Here is a 16,196-nt window from a genome sequence, read left to right as displayed (position 1 = left end):
AGGCACATTCTGCCGGGGCATGCCACGCTTGGCCTGATGTGCGGGCCCGTCAGGCGTGGCTTTCGCGGTACTCGGGGTGTTCCGCCTGCAGCTGGCACAGGCGCGCCAGCGGGTCTTGCCGGTAGAACAGCGACAACTGGCGGTAGACCTGTGGATAAGCCTGATGAAGCAGGTCGGGGGCACTAAAGAAGTACTCGCTGGTAACGGCAAAGAACTCTGCCGGGTTTTCCGCAGCGTAGGGGTCGATGGCGGTTTCGGCGTCGGGGTTGGCGTCCAGTTGCTGGTTGAGGTCGTCGTAGGCCTGCTGCATGGCTGTTGCCCACTCATCAACGGGCATGCTGCTGTGCAGCGGTGGCAGGCCGTTGGCATCGCCATTGAGCATGTCGAGCTTGTGCGCCAGCTCATGGATGACCAGGTTGTAAGCCTCCCAGCCACCACTGGCCTGCACGCCGTTCCAGGCCAGGATGATCGGCCCCTGCTGCCACGCCTCGCCGCTGTGTTCGCCGTCCCACACATGCTCCACGCCGCTGGCATCGCGGTGGCGCTGGGGGCTCTTGAAGTCGTCGGGGTACAGGATGATTTCGTGGAAACCCTGGTACCAGTTCAGCTCACCCAGGTGAAGCAGCGGTAACTGTGCCTGGGCGGCCAGCATCAGGCGCTGCTCGTCGTCCAGCTCGACACCGGGCAGGCAGGTGAGGTGTTTGTCGAGCAGGAACAGGATGCAGGCTTCGCGCAGCCAGCGGTCTTCAGCGTCGCTGATGCCGTCCAGCATCGGCAGCCGCTCGCGTACGGCCTGCCATTGCTGTGGCGTGATCGGGTAACGCGCCAGAGTACGCTTGCGCCGCCAGGCGCTGAATGACCACATGCCGTTTGTTCTTTACCTGTTCAGTGAGCCTTGGCCGTACGGCCCAGGCGCCCACGCAGCAAGCCGAGAATCATCGGCACCAGCGACAGGATGATGATGCCCACCACCATCAGCGACAGGTGCTGCTTGATGAACGGCACGTTGCCGAAGAAGTAGCCCAAGGTGACCAGGCCGCCGACCCAAAGCAGCGAACCGGCAACGCTGAAGCCGAGGAAGCGTGGATAGTGCATGTGAGCGATGCCCGCGACGAACGGTGCGAAGGTGCGCAAGATGGGCAGGAAGCGCGCCATGGTCACGGTCTTGCCGCCATGGCGTTCATAGAAATCGTGGGTACGCTGCAGGTAGTCGCGGCGGAAGATCTTGGAGTTAGGGTTGTTGAACAAACGCTCGCCGGCTGTTCGGCCTATCACGTAATTGGTGCTGTCGCCCAGGATTGCAGCGGCCATCAGCAGGCCGGCCAGCAGCACCGGGTCCATGCCGCCACCCGCCGCCACGGCGCCGGCGATGAACAGCAGCGAGTCGCCTGGCAGGAATGGCATCACTACCAGGCCGGTTTCGCAGAAGATCACGGTGAACAGGATGGCGTAGATCCAGGGACCGTAATTGGTGACCAGCAGATCGAGGTAGGCATCGAGATGCAGGATAAGGTCCAGCGGGTTGAAATCCATGTACAGCACCTGTGTTCTTGGGCGTAGGCTTGGTTACCGGGGGGAGGGTAAATTTTCACACATGACAGGTGAGCCATTATACGGCTAAGTCAGGAACATGCCCGGAGAGTTTGTAGCGGGGGGTTACGGTAGAGGGGTATTCCTTTGCCAACCGCTTCGCGGGCATGCCCGCTCCCACAAGGATCACTACCTTGCTTGTGGAAGCGGGCGGTGCCGGTCAATCCTGGCTGATTGGCAGGATGTAGCTCTTGAACTCGGTATCCTCACGAAACCCGATGGATTCGTAAGTCTTGTGCGCCACTTCATTGTTCGCGCTGGTTGACACGCGCATGCGCACGGCATTGGTCTCTTTGGCCATTTTCTTCGCTTCGCGAATCAGGTGGTCGGCGACCAGCATGCGCCGGGAGTCCTCGGCTACATAGATATCGTTGAGAATCCATACCCGCTTCAACGACAGCGACGAGTAGCTTGGGTACAGCTGGCAAAAGCCCAGCAGTTTGCCGTCGTCATCATCCGGAAGTGCCAGGTAAATCACCGATTCGTCCCGCTTCAGGCGCTTTTCCAAAAAGCTGCGCGAGCTGTCGGGGTAGGGCAGTTGCCCGTAGAACTCACGGTATTTGACGAACAATGGGGTGAGCAGGTCGAGGTGTTCCAGGGTTGCTTTGATGATGCGCATGTGCGGCCCTCAGAGTCCATTTGGGAAACAGCGGAATGCCAGCAGCGTTCAAGGGCATGCTGCCCAATGCACGGCACAAGTGCAATCCGCCTTCCGTGACAGGTTTTTTACTCTTTGCCGAGCAGGAAGTTACCTTTCTGGCTGGCGCTGTCTTCATTCTCCAGGCTATGGACCTCGGCTTCGTCCTTCAGATTCACCCCGGAAAGCTGGCGCCGGCAGGCTTCGCGCATCAGGTACAACAGGCGGTGCGCCGCCATGCCATAGCTCAGCCCCTCCAGGCGGATATTGGAAATGCAGTTGCGGTAGGCATCGGTCAGGCCAACCTTGGGTGCGTAAGTGAAATACAGGCCAAGGCTGTCGGGCGAGCTCAGCCCCGGGCGCTCGCCGATCAGCATCACCGTCATCCGGGCGCCCAGCAGCTCGCCGACCTCGTCGGCCACTGCCACGCGGCCCTGCTGCACCAGTACCACCGGGGCGCTGGTCCAGCCGTCGGCGGCAGCCTGTTCGTCGAAGCGGGTCAGGAACGGTAGCGTGTGGCGATGCACGGCCAGTGCCGAGAGGCCGTCAGCCACCACGATGGCCAGATCGACGCCGCCGGGGTTGGCCTGGGCGTGCTGGCGAAGCGTCGTAATCGAGTCTTCGTTCAGCCGCCGTCCAAGGTCCGGGCGCTGCAGGTACTGGTGGCGGTCGCTGGCAGCGCTGTGCAACACCAGGCTTTCGCGCCCGCGGTCACTCAGCTGGCTGGCCAGGCCGGCGTGGTCGAAAGCCAGGTGCACGGCATCTCGTGCCTGGGCATGGGCGAACTGGAAGTCCAGCTGCGCCCCGGTCGGCAGGCTGGTGCCGGTGCGGCCCAGGGCGATGCGCGCCGGGGTCAGGTTGCGCAGGGCCAGCCAAGGGTTGTCGGGGGTAGGCGTGCGATGGTCCATGGTCGTCCCTATGCAAGCTGTGCCAAGGCCTGGCGGAACGCCGGCGGCAGGTTGTCACCGAAGCGCACCCGGCCATCGGCCTGGGTGAAGATGCCGGTGCGGGCCAGCCATGCCTCGAATTCCGGGCCGGGCTTCAGGCCCAGGGTCTGGCGCGCGTACAACGCGTCGTGGAACGAGGTGGTCTGGTAGTTGAGCATGATGTCGTCGGAGCCGGGGATGCCCATGATGAAGTTGATGCCGGCCACACCCAGCAGCGTCAGCAAGGTGTCCATGTCGTCTTGATCGGCTTCGGCATGGTTGGTGTAGCAGATATCGCAACCCATCGGCACGCCTAGCAGCTTGCCGCAGAAATGGTCTTCGAGGCCAGCGCGGATGATCTGCTTGCCGTTGTAGAGGTATTCCGGGCCAATGAAACCGACCACGGTGTTGACCAGGAACGGCTTGAAGTGGCGAGCCACGGCATAGGCGCGGGTTTCGCAGGTCTGCTGGTCGACGCCGTGGTGGGCGTTGGCCGAGAGCGCGCTGCCCTGGCCGGTTTCGAAATACATCAGGTTCTGCCCGAGGGTGCCACGTTTCAGCGACAGCCCTGCTTCGTAGCCTTCCTGCAACACGTTCAGGTTGATGCCGAAGCCGGCGTTGGCCGCCTCGGTTCCGGCGATGGACTGGAACACCAGGTCCAGTGGCACGCCGCGGTTGATCGCTTCGATCGAGGTGGTGACGTGGGTCAGCACGCAGGACTGGGTGGGGATGTCGTAGCGCTGGATGATGGCGTCGAGCATTTCCAGCAGGGCGCAGATCGAAGCGATGCTGTCGGTGGCCGGGTTGATGCCGATCATGGCGTCGCCGTTGCCGTACAGCAAACCGTCGAGAATGCTGGCGGCAATACCGGCCGGTTCGTCCGTCGGGTGGTTGGGTTGCAGCCGGGTCGACAGGCGCCCGCGCAGGCCCATGGTGCCGCGGAACCGGGTGACCACGCGGATTTTCTGCGCCACCAGCACCAGGTCCTGCACGCGCATGATCTTCGAAACGGCAGCGGCCATTTCCGGGGTCAACCCGGGCGCCAGGGCGCGCAGGCTGTCTTCGTTGGCTTCCTCGCTCAGCAGCCAGTCGCGCAGGCCACCCACGGTCAGGTGGCTGACCGGGGCGAAGGCCTGGGCATCGTGGGTGTCGATGATCAGGCGGGTCACTTCATCTGCTTCGTAAGGGATCAGTGCTTCATTGAGAAAGTGCGTCAGCGGAATATTGGCCAACGCCATCTGCGCGGCGACGCGCTCACCGTCGTTGCTGGCCGCGACACCTGCCAGGCAGTCCCCGGAGCGTGCCGGGCTGGCCTTGGCCATCACGTCCTTGAGGCTGTCGAAGCGGTAGACCAAGTGGCCGACCGTGTGTACGAAACTTGCCATACAGAATCTCCAGAGCCGCGGGTTGCCCCGCGGCGGGTGGCGGCGATCAGTGCAGGGCCTCTTCGGCCTTCTGGATCGCGGCGAATTCCTCTTCCGGTGTGCCCGCAACCAGGTGGTGGCGGCTGTAGAAAGCAAAGTAGGCAATTAATACCGCATAGATCACTGCAGCGCCAATGACTACCCGCGGGTCAACCAGGAATCCGGCGACCACGGCGATGCACGCCAGCACCAGCGCCAGGCCGGATGTGAAGATGCCACCCGGGGTGCGGTAGGGGCGTTCCATCTTTGGCCGGCGGATGCGCAGGGTGATGTGCGCAGCCATCATCAGCACGTAAGACAGGGTAGCGCCAAACACTGCCACCAGGATCAGCAAGTCACCCTGGCCCGTCAGCGACAGGGCAAACCCGATGATGCCAGGGATGACCAAGGCCAGTACCGGGGCCTTGCTCTTGTTGGTTTCCGACAGTTTGCGCGGCAGGTAACCGGCGCGGGACAGGGCGAAGATCTGCCGGGAATAGGCATAGATGATCGAGAAGAAGCTGGCGATCAGCCCGGCCAGACCGACCAGGTTGACGAACCCGCCCATCCAGGTGGAGCCGCCGTAGGCCTTCGACAGGGCTTCGACCAGCGGGTTACCGGAGGCCTTCAGCGCCTCGGAGCCTGCGCCGCCTGGGCCGACCACCAGGATCAGCAAGGCGAAGGCCAGCAGTACCAGCATGGCGCCGATCAGGCCGCGTGGCAGGTCACGCTTGGGGTTCTTGGTTTCTTCTGCGGCCAGCGGCACGCCCTCGACGGCAAGGAAGAACCAGATGGCGTAGGGGATGGCTGCCCACACGCCGACATAGCCAAACGGCAGGAAGCTGCTGGCGCCGACGGCGTCCGTTTTGGCGATGTCGAACAGGTTGGCTGCATCAAAATGGGGCACCATGCCTATCAGGAATACGGCCAGGGCAATGGCGGCGATGGCGGTGATGATGAACATCAGCTTCAGTGCCTCACCCACGCCGAAAATGTGGATGCTGATGAACACGATGTAGAACGCCAGGTAGATCATCCAGCCGCCGATACCGAACAGCGATTGGCAGTAGGCGCCGATGAACACCGCGATGGCGGCAGGGGCGATGGCGTATTCGATCAGGATCGCCGTGCCGGTCAAAAAGCCGCCCCAGGGGCCGAAGGCACTGCGGGCAAAGCCATAGCCGCCGCCAGCGGTGGGGATCATCGACGACAGTTCGGCCAGCGAGAAGCACATGCACAGGTACATGGTTGCCATCAGCAAGGTGGCCAGGAACATGCCGCCCCAGCCGCCCTGCGCCAGGCCGAAGTTCCAGCCGGCGTAATCGCCGGAAATGACGTACGCCACGCCCAGGCCGACCAGCAGTACCCAGCCGGCGGCGCCTTTTTTCAGTTCACGTTGCTGGAAATAGTCAGAGCCGACTTTCTCGAAGTCGACGGAAGAGCCTGCCGGCGATCCGGCGGAATGTTCGCTTGGCATAGATTCACCTGTTTTTTTTCTTGGTGGCCGGAAGGGTTCCGGGCCGATGGTGATGGGTGCTGCAGGAAGCGAGCCAGAGCGGTTGGTGCACGGTTACCGCCCTGGGTTTAAGGTATGCCGGCCTGGCCGCTCCGCGGGTGAACCCGCTTCTACAGGGATTGCGCAACATTCAAGACTCGCGCAGGACCTGTAGGAGCGGGTTTACCCGCGAAGAAGGCGACGCGGTCTAGAAGAAGCCCAACGGATTGATGTCGTAGCTCACCAGCAGGTTCTTGGTCTGCTGATAGTGATCCAGCATCATCTTGTGCGTCTCACGCCCAACCCCCGACTTCTTGTAACCGCCGAACGCGGCATGCGCCGGGTACAGGTGGTAGCAGTTGGTCCACACACGGCCAGCCTTGATGCCGCGGCCCATGCGGTAGGCACGGTTGATGTCGCGGGTCCACACGCCGGCGCCCAGGCCGAACTCGGTGTCGTTGGCAATCGCCAGTGCTTCGGCTTCGTCTTTGAAGGTGGTGACGCTGACCACCGGGCCGAAGATTTCTTCCTGGAACACGCGCATCTTGTTGTTGCCCTTGAGCAGGGTCGGCTGGATGTAGTAACCGGTAGCCAGCGAACCTTCCAGCTTCTCGACCTTGCCGCCGGTGAGCAACTCGGCGCCTTCGTCCTGGGCGATCTGCAGGTACGAGAGGATCTTTTCGAACTGCTGCTGCGAGGCCTGGGCGCCGACCATGGTGTCGGTGTCCAGCGGGTCGCCGCGCTTGATCTGCAGCACCTTCTTCATCACCACTTCCATGAACTGCGGATAGATCGACTCTTGCACCAGGGCTCGCGACGGGCAGGTGCACACTTCGCCCTGGTTGAAGAACGCCAGCACCATGCCTTCTGCCGCCTTCTCGATGAAGCTTGGCTCGGCCTGCATGATGTCTTCGAAGTACACGTTCGGCGACTTGCCACCCAGTTCGACGGTTGACGGGATGATGTTCTCGGCGGCGCATTTCATGATGTGCGAGCCGACCGGGGTAGAGCCGGTGAAGGCGATCTTGGCGATGCGTTTGCTGGTGGCCAGGGCTTCACCGGCTTCGCGGCCATAGCCTTGCACGACGTTGAGCACGCCAGGTGGCAGCAGGTCGCCAATGACTTCGAGCAGCACGGTGATGCCCAGCGGCGTCTGTTCGGCAGGCTTGAGCACCACGCAGTTACCAGCGGCCAGTGCCGGGGCAAGCTTCCAGGCAGCCATCAGGATCGGGAAGTTCCAGGGGATGATCTGCCCGACCACGCCCAGTGGCTCGTGGATGTGGTAGGCCACGGTGCCTTCATTGATTTCGGCAGCGCCGCCTTCCTGGGCGCGGATGCAGCCAGCGAAATAGCGGAAGTGGTCGACCGCCAGCGGAATGTCGGCGTTGAGGGTTTCGCGGATCGGCTTACCGTTGTCCCAGGTTTCGGTGATGGCCAGCAATTCGAGGTTCTGCTCGATACGGTCGGCGATCTTCAGCAGCACGTTGGAGCGATCCTGCACTGAAGTGCGGCCCCAGGCGTCGGCCGCAGCATGAGCGGCATCCAGGGCCTTCTCGATGTCTTCGGCAGTAGAGCGGGGGAATTCAGCGATCAGCTTGCCATTCACCGGGGAGGTATTTTCGAAGTACTGCCCCTTTACCGGAGTAACGAACTCACCACCGATGTAGTTGCCGTAGCGGCTCTTGAAGGAAACCTTCGCGCCTTCGGTACCGGGATGTGCATAACGCATGGTGTGTCTCCTTGGTATTGTGCTTTTTAGGGAGTTGGAAAGCATAGAGCAAGGGTCGGGCCAGTGTTGGCCACGCCAGGCAAATCAATGACTTGAGTCATTTTTACGGGGCTGATCAAGGGCCGCTGTACCGGTGCCGGTACGCCTGGGGTGACATTTTGTGCCGTTTGCGACACATCACAGGCGTGTGCATTGCAAAGCCTACCCGGGTGGAGGATGCTGGGCTGACGCTCTATCTGCGGAGAATTACAACAATGCAGAGCAATCACTTCACGCGCCATGCCCGGCAGGTGCATAGCGTTGCCCATGGTGGGGCCGGGGAGGGCGGCAGTGACCCGTCCATCGCCCGCTCCTGGCTGCGCTGCCTGGAGGATTACCACCTCGACCCGGCGGTGATCGAAGCGCCGGTGGTGCTTGAGCATGGGCGCCTGCTGGAAAGCCGCGAGCGCCTGCATCAGGTGCTGCAAATTGCCGACCATGAAATGAACAGCCTGCACCAGCAGCTTTCCGGCGCAGGCCACGCGGTGCTGCTGACCGACGCCCGTGGGGTGATCCTCAATTGCGTCAGTGCCCCCACCGAGCGGCGCAGCTTCGAGCGTGCGGGACTGTGGTTGGGCGCTGACTGGAGCGAGGCGCGCGAGGGCACCAATGGCATCGGCACCTGCCTGGTCGAGCGCCAGGCGCTGACCATCCATCAAAACGAGCACTTTCGTGGCCGTCACACCGGGCTGACCTGCTCGGCCAGCCCGGTGTTCGACCCGCATGGCGACCTGCTGGCGGTACTCGACGTGTCCTCTGCGCGCCCCGACGTATCGCGGCAAAGCCAGTTCCACACCATGGCGTTGGTCAACCTGTCGGCAAAGATGATCGAAAGCTGCTATTTCCTGCGCCATTTCGAGCAGCAATGGTTATTGCGTTTTCACCTGCAAGCCGAGTCGGTCGGCCTGTTCAGCGAAGGCTTGCTGGCGTTCGACGGCGATGGGCGCATTTGCGCTGCCAACCAAAGCGCACTGAACCTGCTGGGCACGGTACGGGGCGGCGTGCTGGGCAAACCGTTGACGTGCTTTTTCGCGTGCAGCCATGACGAAATGTTCAGCCGTGCCACGCCCGGCGGCAGTACTGCCTGGCCGCTGCGCACCCTGGACGGTCGCCAGGTGTTCGCCAGCCTGCGGGGGCAGGCCCGGGCGCCGGTGTGGTCGGTGCCGGCCGCCCAGCCGCGGCCCGCAGGTGAAGTGGAGCCGCTGGTCTGTCTGCTGGACCCTGCGTTGCAAAATGATTTCCGCCGCAGCGTGAGGGTGTTCGAGCGCGATGTGCCATTGCTGCTGCGCGGCGAGACCGGCTGTGGCAAGGAGGCCTTCGCCCAGGCTGTGCATCAGGCCAGTGAGCGGCGCGGCAAGCCGTTTGTCGCCATCAACTGCGCGTCTATCCCGGAAAGCCTGATCGAGAGTGAGCTGTTCGGGTACCGCGGCGGCAGTTTTACCGGCGCGCGCAAGGAGGGCATGCGCGGCAAGCTGTTGCAGGCCGATGGCGGCACCTTGCTGCTGGACGAAATCGGCGATATGCCGCTTGCCCTGCAAACCCGACTGCTGCGGGTACTGGAGGAGCGCCAGGTGGTGCCGATCGGGGGAGAGCCACAGGCGGTGGACGTGCGCATCGTCAGCGCTACGCACCGTGACCTGCTGGAACGGGTTGAACAGGGCAGTTTCCGCGAGGACCTGTATTACCGCCTCAATGGCCTGGAGGTAGCGCTGCCGGCGGTGCGCGAACGCAGTGACAAGGCGCAGTTGCTGGACTTTCTGCTACGCCAGGAGACGCAGGGGCAACGCATAGACATCGAGCCCAGGGCGCGGCAGGCGCTGCTCGCATTTAACTGGCCGGGGAACGTGCGGCAGATGCGCAATGTGCTGCGTACCCTGGTGGCGCTTTGCGAAGATGCCCGCATCACCTTTACGGACCTCCCCGCAGTCATCCGCACCAGCCCACCTCCCGTGGGGGCGGGCGAGCCCGCGAAGATGTCCGACCAGGCAATAGAGGGCGAGGGCGTTGCCCTCGTTCGCGGGCAAGCCCGCTCCCACAGGTCCGGCAGTGCCGCAGAGATCGAGGGTGAATCTGGAGGGACCGAGGTTCTGCTCGACGCGGAGCGGCAAGCGCTGAAGGAGGTCCTGGAGGCAAAACACTGGCATCTCACCCGCGTTGCCGAGCACTTGGGCATCAGCCGCAATACCTTGTATCGAAAACTGCGCAAACACGGCATTACCAGGGGCGACTGAGCGAAACAGCGGGTGCGATTTGTCGCGCCCTGGGCTACCCTGCCTCGATGTTTTGCGAGGTCGACCATGCATATTCACATTCTCGGTATTTGCGGCACTTTCATGGGTTCGCTGGCGGTGCTGGCCAAGGAACTTGGCCACCGCGTCACTGGCTCCGACGCCAACGTCTATCCCCCGATGAGCACCCAACTCGAAGCCCAGGGTATCGAACTGACCCAAGGCTATGACCCGGCCCAGCTGGATCCGGCGCCAGACCTGGTGGTCATCGGCAACGCCATGTCGCGCGGCAACCCAGCGGTTGAATACGTGCTGAACAAGGGCCTGCCCTACGTCTCCGGCCCGCAGTGGCTGGCCGACCACGTGCTGCAAGGCCGCTGGGTGCTGGCCGTTGCCGGTACTCACGGCAAAACCACCACCAGCAGCATGCTGGCCTGGGTGCTGGAGCACGCCGGCATGAGCCCGGGCTTCCTGATTGGTGGCGTGCCGCAGAACTTCTCGGTGTCGGCCCGCTTGGGCGACACGCCGTTCTTTGTGGTGGAAGCCGACGAGTACGACAGCGCCTTCTTCGACAAGCGCTCGAAGTTCGTCCACTATCACCCGCGTACCGCAATCCTCAACAACCTTGAGTTCGATCACGCGGACATCTTCCCGGACCTGGCCTCGATCGAGCGGCAGTTCCACCACCTGGTGCGGACTATCCCCAGCGAAGGCCTGGTCATCCACCCGACCACCGAGCAAGCGCTGGAGCGTGTGATCGGCATGGGCTGCTGGACCCCTGTGCAAACCACCGGGGAGGGCGGCCAGTGGCAAGCCCGCCTGCTCAGCCCCGATGGCTCGCGCTTTGAAGTCCTGTTCGAGGGCGAAGTGCAGGGTGTGGTGGACTGGGCGCTGACCGGCCAGCACAACGTCGCCAATGCCTTGGCTACCCTGGCAGCAGCGCGTCATGTAGGCGTGGTGCCCGCCATGGGCATCGATGGCCTGAGTGCGTTCAAGAGCGTCAAGCGGCGCATGGAGAAGGTTGCCGAAGTACAAGGTGTGACCATCTACGATGACTTCGCCCACCATCCGACCGCCATTGCCACCACGCTCGACGGCCTGCGCAAGCGGGTGGGGGAGGCACCTGTGATCGCGGTGATCGAGCCACGCTCCAACTCGATGAAACTCGGTGCCCACCGTGACGGCCTGCCAGAAAGCGTCAACGACGCCGACCAGGTGATCTGGTATGCGCCGGCCAACCTCGGCTGGGACCTGGCCGCCACCGCTGCGCAGTGCAAGGTACCCAGTGTGGTGGCCGACAGCCTCGAAGCGATCATCGAGCGGATCAAAGGCCAGGCTCGCCCAGGCACCCATGTGGTGATCATGAGCAACGGCGGCTTCGGCGGCCTGCACGGCAAGCTGGCCGAGGCGCTGAAGTGAACGGGCCGGAACGCATCACCCTGGCCATGACGGGCGCCTCGGGTGCCCAGTATGGCCTTCGCCTGCTCGATTGCCTGGTACGCGAAGACCGCGAGGTGCACTTCCTGATCTCCAAGGCCGCACAGTTGGTGATGGCCACCGAGACGGATGTTGTGTTGCCGGCCAAGCCCCAGGCGATGCAGGCCTTCCTGACCGAATACACCGGCGCGGCCGATGGGCAGATCCGTGTGTATGGCAAGGAAGACTGGATGTCGCCGGTAGCCTCGGGTTCTGGCGCCCCGGCGGCAATGGTGGTGGTCCCCTGTTCCACTGGCACTTTGTCGGCCATCGCCACTGGCGCCTGCAACAACCTGATCGAGCGGGCTGCCGACGTCACCCTCAAGGAGCGTCGCCAGCTGATCCTGGTGCCACGCGAAGCGCCGTTCTCCACCATCCACCTGGAAAACATGCTCAAGCTGTCGCAAATGGGCGCGGTGATCTTGCCGGCGGCTCCGGGGTTCTATCACCAGCCGCAGACCATCGACGACCTGGTCGACTTTGTCGTGGCGCGTATCCTCAACCTGCTGAACATCCCCCAGGACATGTTGCCGCGTTGGGGCGAGCATCACTTTGGGGTGGATGATTGAAGCGAGCACTGGCGGGGTTGCTGGCGCTGGTGATGCTGGGTGGGTGCGCCACGGTGCGCACGCTGGATGCCAACAAGCCCGGCGCACCGGTGGTGTATGCCGGTACCCGGCTGGATTTGTATGTGATCAATGGCGGGTGTTGCCCGCGGGATCATTACGGGGCGGACGCTCCGGCGTATCCGCGCCTGGATCTGCCCGGCAGCATGCTGCTCGATACCCTGCTGCTGCCGTTGTCTTTGCTGACAGCGGCCGGCATAGGCTTCCAGGCTAGCGGCGGCCTGTGATGGCCCTTCGCGCGCACGCCCTCTCCCACAGGATCTCCGTAATCTTCCGGTGACTACTCACCAGTGGGAGCGGGCGTGCCCGCGAAGAGGCCAGCACAAGCGAAGCCTAGATCTTGCCCAACCTGCGCAACTCATCCGACTCCACAACCCGCACGCCGTCTTCTTCCTCCAGCGCCAGCCGCCACAGTGCTCGCGCCAGGGTACAAGCCTCGATTCCCCGATACTTCCCCGGGATCAACCTGGAAAATGGCGCAACAAGCTGTTCAGTGAGCCGTGGCTCCAGCCGCTCGCCCAGCAGGAACGAGGGCCGCACGATGGTCAACTGTGGCCAGTCCTGAGCCTTGAGCGCTTCTTCCATCTCGCCCTTGACCCGGTTATAGAAAATTGACGACTTAGGGTCGGCGCCCACTGCACTCACCACCAGCAGATGCCGTGCGCCCATTTCTCGGGCACGCTTGCTGAAGGCGACCACCATGTCCAGATCCACTGCGCGGAAAGCCGATTCGGAACCCGCCTGCTTCAGCGTGGTGCCCAGGCAGCAGTACGCGATGTCGACCCGCCCGGCCAGTTGCGGAAGGAATACCGCCGGGTCGCCCACCGGGTTTTCCAGGTGCGGGTGCTCGGCCAATGGCCGACGTGTAGGCGCCAGGACACGGGTGATGGTGGGCTCGTTGAGCAGGCGGTCTAGCAGGTGTTCACCGGTCAGGCCGGTGGCTCCGGCAAGCAGGACATGCTGAGGCGTCAAGTACATGATGTCTCTCCCTTGTTACACACAAGTCTAGTGAGTGCCGGGCATTTTTGCCTGTTCCCTCACGTTGGCCTGTGTGGTGTTACGCAATGCTTCTTCGGCTTGTTGCTGGCGCAGGTGATGCCAGTGCTCAAGCACGGCCGGCGGTGCCCACAGCTGCGGCTCGGAGGCCTCGAAGCCTTCCCTTTGTTCTCTTTCGGCAACGCTGGCACGTGCCAGTTCAAACGCCTGTTTCAGGTCGTCGGTCTGGTTCAGCGCTTCAGCGAACAGGGCATCGCCAAAGTAGGTGAAGTCGGCTTCCTCCGAGCAACCGAAGGAGACGCGGTCGGCCCGGGCAGCGGTCATGATGAGCGTGCGCTCGTCTTTGAGCGGAGCGATATAGCCCCCTGAATAGCAGGCGGAGATGACGATGACCTTGTCGCGATCCTTCAGCGGCGCCAAGGCAGTGGCCAGCTCGTCAGCGGCCAGGTCGGCCAGTTGCAGACGGGGCTGGTCGAGCACCAGCTGGTGGTCCTGGCTGCCATGGCTGGTGAGGTAGATGAACACCAGGTCTTCGGGGCCGCTGCGCTCTGCCAGGGTGGCGGCAGCGCGGGAGAGGTTTTCGCGGGTGGCCATGGGGCGTGTGGCCATGTGGTCGCGGTGGTTGACCAGGGTCACTTGGCCACGGGCGCCAAAGCGCACCTTTAGCAGGTTGCTGACGTAGTCGGCTTCGCGCAGGAATACGCTTTGCTGGCCATCGCCGGCCACTACCAGGCTATACAGCTGGATCGGTGGCGCCGAGCGAGGTACCCGCGCCAGCGCCTCGTCCAGCAGCCGGCCCTGGTTGAGCAACGCCAGGTCCAGTGGGTCTGGCAGCAGCTTGCCATTCTGGTCGCGCACGCGCACGCCGTTGGCCCATGTTCCGCTTTCGACCTTGCCACTGGGCAGAATCAGCCGCCCATGGCCATGGTAGGCATCGTTCAGGAAGCCGCCGATGTACTTGCTGCCGTCGGCCAGTTGCAGGCTGCCCTGGCCCGACAGACGCCAGTCGGCAAACTCACCCTTGTAGTGGCTGCCATCGCTGCCCAGCAACTCGCCTTCGCCGATCAGCGAGCCGTCCTTGAATTCACCGATCCACACGTCGCCATCGGCATTTTCGTAGCGGCCTCGGCCCTCCAGGCGGTTGTCCTTGAACTCGCCGATGTACTGCTCGCCATCAACGCTGTCGTAGGTGCCGGCGCCTTGTAGCTGGCCGTTGACGAAGTGGCCGCTGAACTGGTTGCCGCTGGCATCGCTGCGCACCCCGGCGCCGTTGGGCTTGCCCTTGGCGAACAGGCCTTGGTAGCGACTGCCGTCGGCCAGCTCCAGTTGGCCTGCGCCGTCGTACAGGTCGTCCTTGAACTGGCCGCGGTAGGTCTGGTCGGCTTGCTTGAGGGTGCCCTCGCCGTCGCGGCGGCCGTGGCGGAAGGTGCCGCTATAGTGGCTGCCTGGGGTGATCAGGTCACCCAGGCCCTGAAACAGCCCCTCGGCGAACTGGCCGCGGTAGACCTCACCGTTCTGGCCATGCCATTCGCCCTGGCCGTGCCACTGGCCGTCCTTGAAGCTGCCGGCGTACCAGCTGCCGTTGGGGTAGTCGATCCGGCCCTCACCCTGCAGCAGGCCATCGACCACCTGCCCCCGGTAACGCCCACCGTCAGGCAGCCGTGCGTCCGGCGGGAGCAGCGATTCGCCATCGCCACAGGCGGCGAGCAGCAGGACCAGGGTAATGGGGAGCAATGGACGCATGGCGATGACCGGGCAATAGGTCTGCCGAGTATGACGCAGAATGGGATCCTGAGACAGCGAGCCCCTGTGTCGGCGCACAGCCTTGGAACCTTGCGCGTGCCCTGTAGGAGCGGCTTCAGCCGCGAACACCGGCGAAGCCGGTGCCCTCGACCGTGTTGCTTCTTCGCGGGCCCGCCCGCTCCCACAGGTGCCACGTTGCCTTCAAGGTGCAATCAGCGCACACCTGGTGAAACGATGATCTTCACGTTCTCCTCTTTGTTGTTCACCAGTTCCTCGAAGCCCAGCTCGACAATCTGCTCCAATCCGATCCGGCCGGTTACCAGCGGGCGAATATCCAGCCGACCATCAGCAATGAAGGCAATCACGTCAGCAAACTCGCCGTTGTACGCCAACGCCCCCAGCACCTGCTTCTCGGTGGACACCAGTTCGAAGAAGTTGAACTCGCTGGGCTCTTCGAAAATACCCACCAGCACGCATTTGCCCGCCTTGCGGATGGTGTCGATGGCCAGCTTGGCCGTATGTTTGTTGCCAATGCACTCAAAGCTCACATCGGCGCCCAGCCCTGCAGTCAGTGCGCGGATTTCCGCCAGGGCATCGCACTGGCTGGGGTCCAGCACCACGTTGGCGCCTACCTCTTTGGCCTTGGCTTTGCGTGCTGAGGACATTTCCAGGGCGATAACCTGCGCTGCGCCCGCGGCTTTGGCACACATGATGGTGCAAAGGCCGATGGTGCCGGCCCCCACTACTACAACGGTTTGCCCAAGCAGGCTGCCGGCCTTTTTCACCGCGTGCATACCCACCGCCAGCGGTTCGATCAGTGCCCCGGCTTCGGCAGGGAAGCCCTGCGGCAGCCGGTAGAGCAGGTTGGCGGGCACGTTGACCAGCTCGGCGAAGGCACCGTTGTTCATCAGGCCGGTGAACGCCAGGCGTTCGCAGATGTTGTACAGGCCATGGGTGCAGTAATAGCAGGTACCACAATGCTGGCAGGCGTCTGCCGCCACCGGGTCGCCTACGGCATAGCCTTCCACGCCTTCGCCAAGCTTGGCGATGTGGCCGCAGAATTCGTGGCCGAGGATGCACTGGCCCTGAATGCCGGTCAGCGGGTGCGGGGCCTCTACCGGGATGAACACCGGGCCGGCAACATATTCGTGCAGGTCGGAGCCGCAGATGCCGCACCAGTCCACCTTGATCTGCACCCAGCCCGGCGCTGGGTCGGCCGGCAAAGGTACCTGTTCGACACGAATATCGTTGCGGCCATGCCAGACGGCCGCGCGCATGTGGGTGTGGCTCAGGTCATTCATTGTTGTT

The 16,196-nt window shown here is 63.4% G+C and carries 14 protein-coding genes; 4 read left to right on the top strand and 10 right to left on the bottom strand.

Annotated elements, in window-relative coordinates; translation table 11 throughout:
• Positions 1-49: 49 nt before the first annotated feature.
• The 7 genes from I8746_RS16305 to I8746_RS16275 form a co-directional block, all read right to left on the bottom strand.
• The gene (locus I8746_RS16305) at positions 50-865 is read right to left on the bottom strand and encodes a zinc-dependent peptidase (RefSeq protein WP_060538986.1); all 816 of its coding nucleotides are present in this window, start codon (positions 863-865) and stop codon (positions 50-52) included.
• A 20-nt stretch (positions 866-885) separates the two neighbouring features.
• Positions 886-1,533, bottom strand: coding sequence for a DedA family protein (locus I8746_RS16300; RefSeq protein WP_003255361.1), 648 nt, complete (start codon positions 1,531-1,533; stop codon positions 886-888).
• Positions 1,534-1,750: 217 nt separating this feature from the next.
• On the bottom strand, positions 1,751-2,209 hold the full coding sequence (locus I8746_RS16295) for a GNAT family N-acetyltransferase (protein ID WP_003255360.1): 459 nt from the start codon (positions 2,207-2,209) through the stop codon (positions 1,751-1,753).
• Between the two features lie 107 nt (positions 2,210-2,316).
• The gene (gene eutC / locus I8746_RS16290) at positions 2,317-3,135 is read right to left on the bottom strand and encodes an ethanolamine ammonia-lyase subunit EutC (RefSeq protein WP_003255358.1); all 819 of its coding nucleotides are present in this window, start codon (positions 3,133-3,135) and stop codon (positions 2,317-2,319) included.
• 8 nt (positions 3,136-3,143) lie between these two features.
• On the bottom strand, positions 3,144-4,538 hold the full coding sequence (locus I8746_RS16285) for an ethanolamine ammonia-lyase subunit EutB (RefSeq protein ID WP_003255356.1): 1,395 nt from the start codon (positions 4,536-4,538) through the stop codon (positions 3,144-3,146).
• 46 nt (positions 4,539-4,584) lie between these two features.
• Complete coding sequence (gene eat / locus I8746_RS16280) at positions 4,585-6,033, bottom strand: ethanolamine permease (RefSeq protein WP_003255355.1); 1,449 nt, start codon at positions 6,031-6,033, stop codon at positions 4,585-4,587.
• A gap of 226 nt (positions 6,034-6,259) precedes the next feature.
• The gene (locus I8746_RS16275; protein ID WP_004577014.1) at positions 6,260-7,780 is read right to left on the bottom strand and encodes an aldehyde dehydrogenase family protein; all 1,521 of its coding nucleotides are present in this window, start codon (positions 7,778-7,780) and stop codon (positions 6,260-6,262) included.
• A 254-nt stretch (positions 7,781-8,034) separates the two neighbouring features.
• Between I8746_RS16275 and I8746_RS16270 the strand changes: the two genes are divergently transcribed.
• The 4 genes from I8746_RS16270 to I8746_RS16255 all read left to right on the top strand — a co-directional run bounded on the left by I8746_RS16270 (position 8,035) and on the right by I8746_RS16255 (position 12,376).
• The gene (locus tag I8746_RS16270) at positions 8,035-10,050 is read left to right on the top strand and encodes a sigma-54-dependent Fis family transcriptional regulator (protein WP_221100835.1); all 2,016 of its coding nucleotides are present in this window, start codon (positions 8,035-8,037) and stop codon (positions 10,048-10,050) included.
• Positions 10,051-10,116: 66 nt separating this feature from the next.
• Positions 10,117-11,466 (top strand): UDP-N-acetylmuramate:L-alanyl-gamma-D-glutamyl-meso-diaminopimelate ligase, encoded by a 1,350-nt coding sequence (gene mpl / locus I8746_RS16265; RefSeq protein WP_003255349.1) that lies wholly within the window; start codon positions 10,117-10,119, stop codon positions 11,464-11,466.
• Positions 11,463-12,092 (top strand): flavin prenyltransferase UbiX, encoded by a 630-nt coding sequence (gene ubiX, locus I8746_RS16260; RefSeq protein ID WP_003255348.1) that lies wholly within the window; start codon positions 11,463-11,465, stop codon positions 12,090-12,092. The genes mpl and ubiX overlap by 4 nt, the downstream gene beginning before the upstream one ends.
• Positions 12,089-12,376, top strand: coding sequence for a YceK/YidQ family lipoprotein (locus I8746_RS16255; protein WP_003255347.1), 288 nt, complete (start codon positions 12,089-12,091; stop codon positions 12,374-12,376). Before ubiX ends, I8746_RS16255 begins: the two co-directional genes overlap by 4 nt.
• Positions 12,377-12,482: 106 nt before the next feature.
• On the opposite strand, the gene I8746_RS16250 is transcribed toward I8746_RS16255, so the two are convergent.
• From I8746_RS16250 to I8746_RS16240, 3 genes are all read right to left on the bottom strand, one after another.
• Positions 12,483-13,127 carry an oxidoreductase gene (locus I8746_RS16250; protein ID WP_003255346.1) on the bottom strand — a complete coding sequence of 215 codons (645 nt, stop codon included), beginning with the start codon at positions 13,125-13,127 and terminating at the stop codon, positions 12,483-12,485.
• Between the two features lie 27 nt (positions 13,128-13,154).
• Positions 13,155-14,888, bottom strand: coding sequence for a C13 family peptidase (locus I8746_RS16245; protein ID WP_221100834.1), 1,734 nt, complete (start codon positions 14,886-14,888; stop codon positions 13,155-13,157).
• 212 nt (positions 14,889-15,100) lie between these two features.
• Positions 15,101-16,165 (bottom strand): 2,3-butanediol dehydrogenase, encoded by a 1,065-nt coding sequence (locus I8746_RS16240; protein WP_223279163.1) that lies wholly within the window; start codon positions 16,163-16,165, stop codon positions 15,101-15,103.
• Positions 16,166-16,196 lie beyond the last annotated feature (31 nt).

It is taken from the genome of Pseudomonas sp. USTB-Z, assembly GCF_019691255.1.
Taxonomy (GTDB): Bacteria; Pseudomonadota; Gammaproteobacteria; order Pseudomonadales; family Pseudomonadaceae; genus Aquipseudomonas; species Aquipseudomonas alloputida.
Note: the sequence above shows the minus strand (reverse complement) of the source record. Positions and strands in the feature narration are given on the sequence as shown.

Bases quoted from the DNA above. Each gene is read 5' to 3' on its own strand.
- eat (WP_003255355.1), bottom strand. From the start codon at position 6,033: ATGCCAAGCGAACATTCCGCCGGATCGCCGGCAGGCTCTTCCGTCGAC.
- I8746_RS16295 (WP_003255360.1), bottom strand. From the start codon at position 2,209: ATGCGCATCATCAAAGCAACCCTGGAACACCTCGACCTGCTCACCCCA.
- I8746_RS16240 (WP_223279163.1), bottom strand. From the start codon at position 16,165: ATGCGCGCGGCCGTCTGGCATGGCCGCAACGATATTCGTGTCGAACAG.
- I8746_RS16300 (WP_003255361.1), bottom strand. From the start codon at position 1,533: ATGGATTTCAACCCGCTGGACCTTATCCTGCATCTCGATGCCTACCTC.
- I8746_RS16305 (WP_060538986.1), bottom strand. From the start codon at position 865: ATGTGGTCATTCAGCGCCTGGCGGCGCAAGCGTACTCTGGCGCGTTAC.
- I8746_RS16275 (WP_004577014.1), bottom strand. From the start codon at position 7,780: ATGCGTTATGCACATCCCGGTACCGAAGGCGCGAAGGTTTCCTTCAAG.
- I8746_RS16245 (WP_221100834.1), bottom strand. From the start codon at position 14,888: ATGCGTCCATTGCTCCCCATTACCCTGGTCCTGCTGCTCGCCGCCTGT.
- I8746_RS16270 (WP_221100835.1), top strand. From the start codon at position 8,035: ATGCAGAGCAATCACTTCACGCGCCATGCCCGGCAGGTGCATAGCGTT.
- I8746_RS16250 (WP_003255346.1), bottom strand. From the start codon at position 13,127: ATGTACTTGACGCCTCAGCATGTCCTGCTTGCCGGAGCCACCGGCCTG.
- eutC (WP_003255358.1), bottom strand. From the start codon at position 3,135: ATGGACCATCGCACGCCTACCCCCGACAACCCTTGGCTGGCCCTGCGC.
- mpl (WP_003255349.1), top strand. From the start codon at position 10,117: ATGCATATTCACATTCTCGGTATTTGCGGCACTTTCATGGGTTCGCTG.
- I8746_RS16285 (WP_003255356.1), bottom strand. From the start codon at position 4,538: ATGGCAAGTTTCGTACACACGGTCGGCCACTTGGTCTACCGCTTCGAC.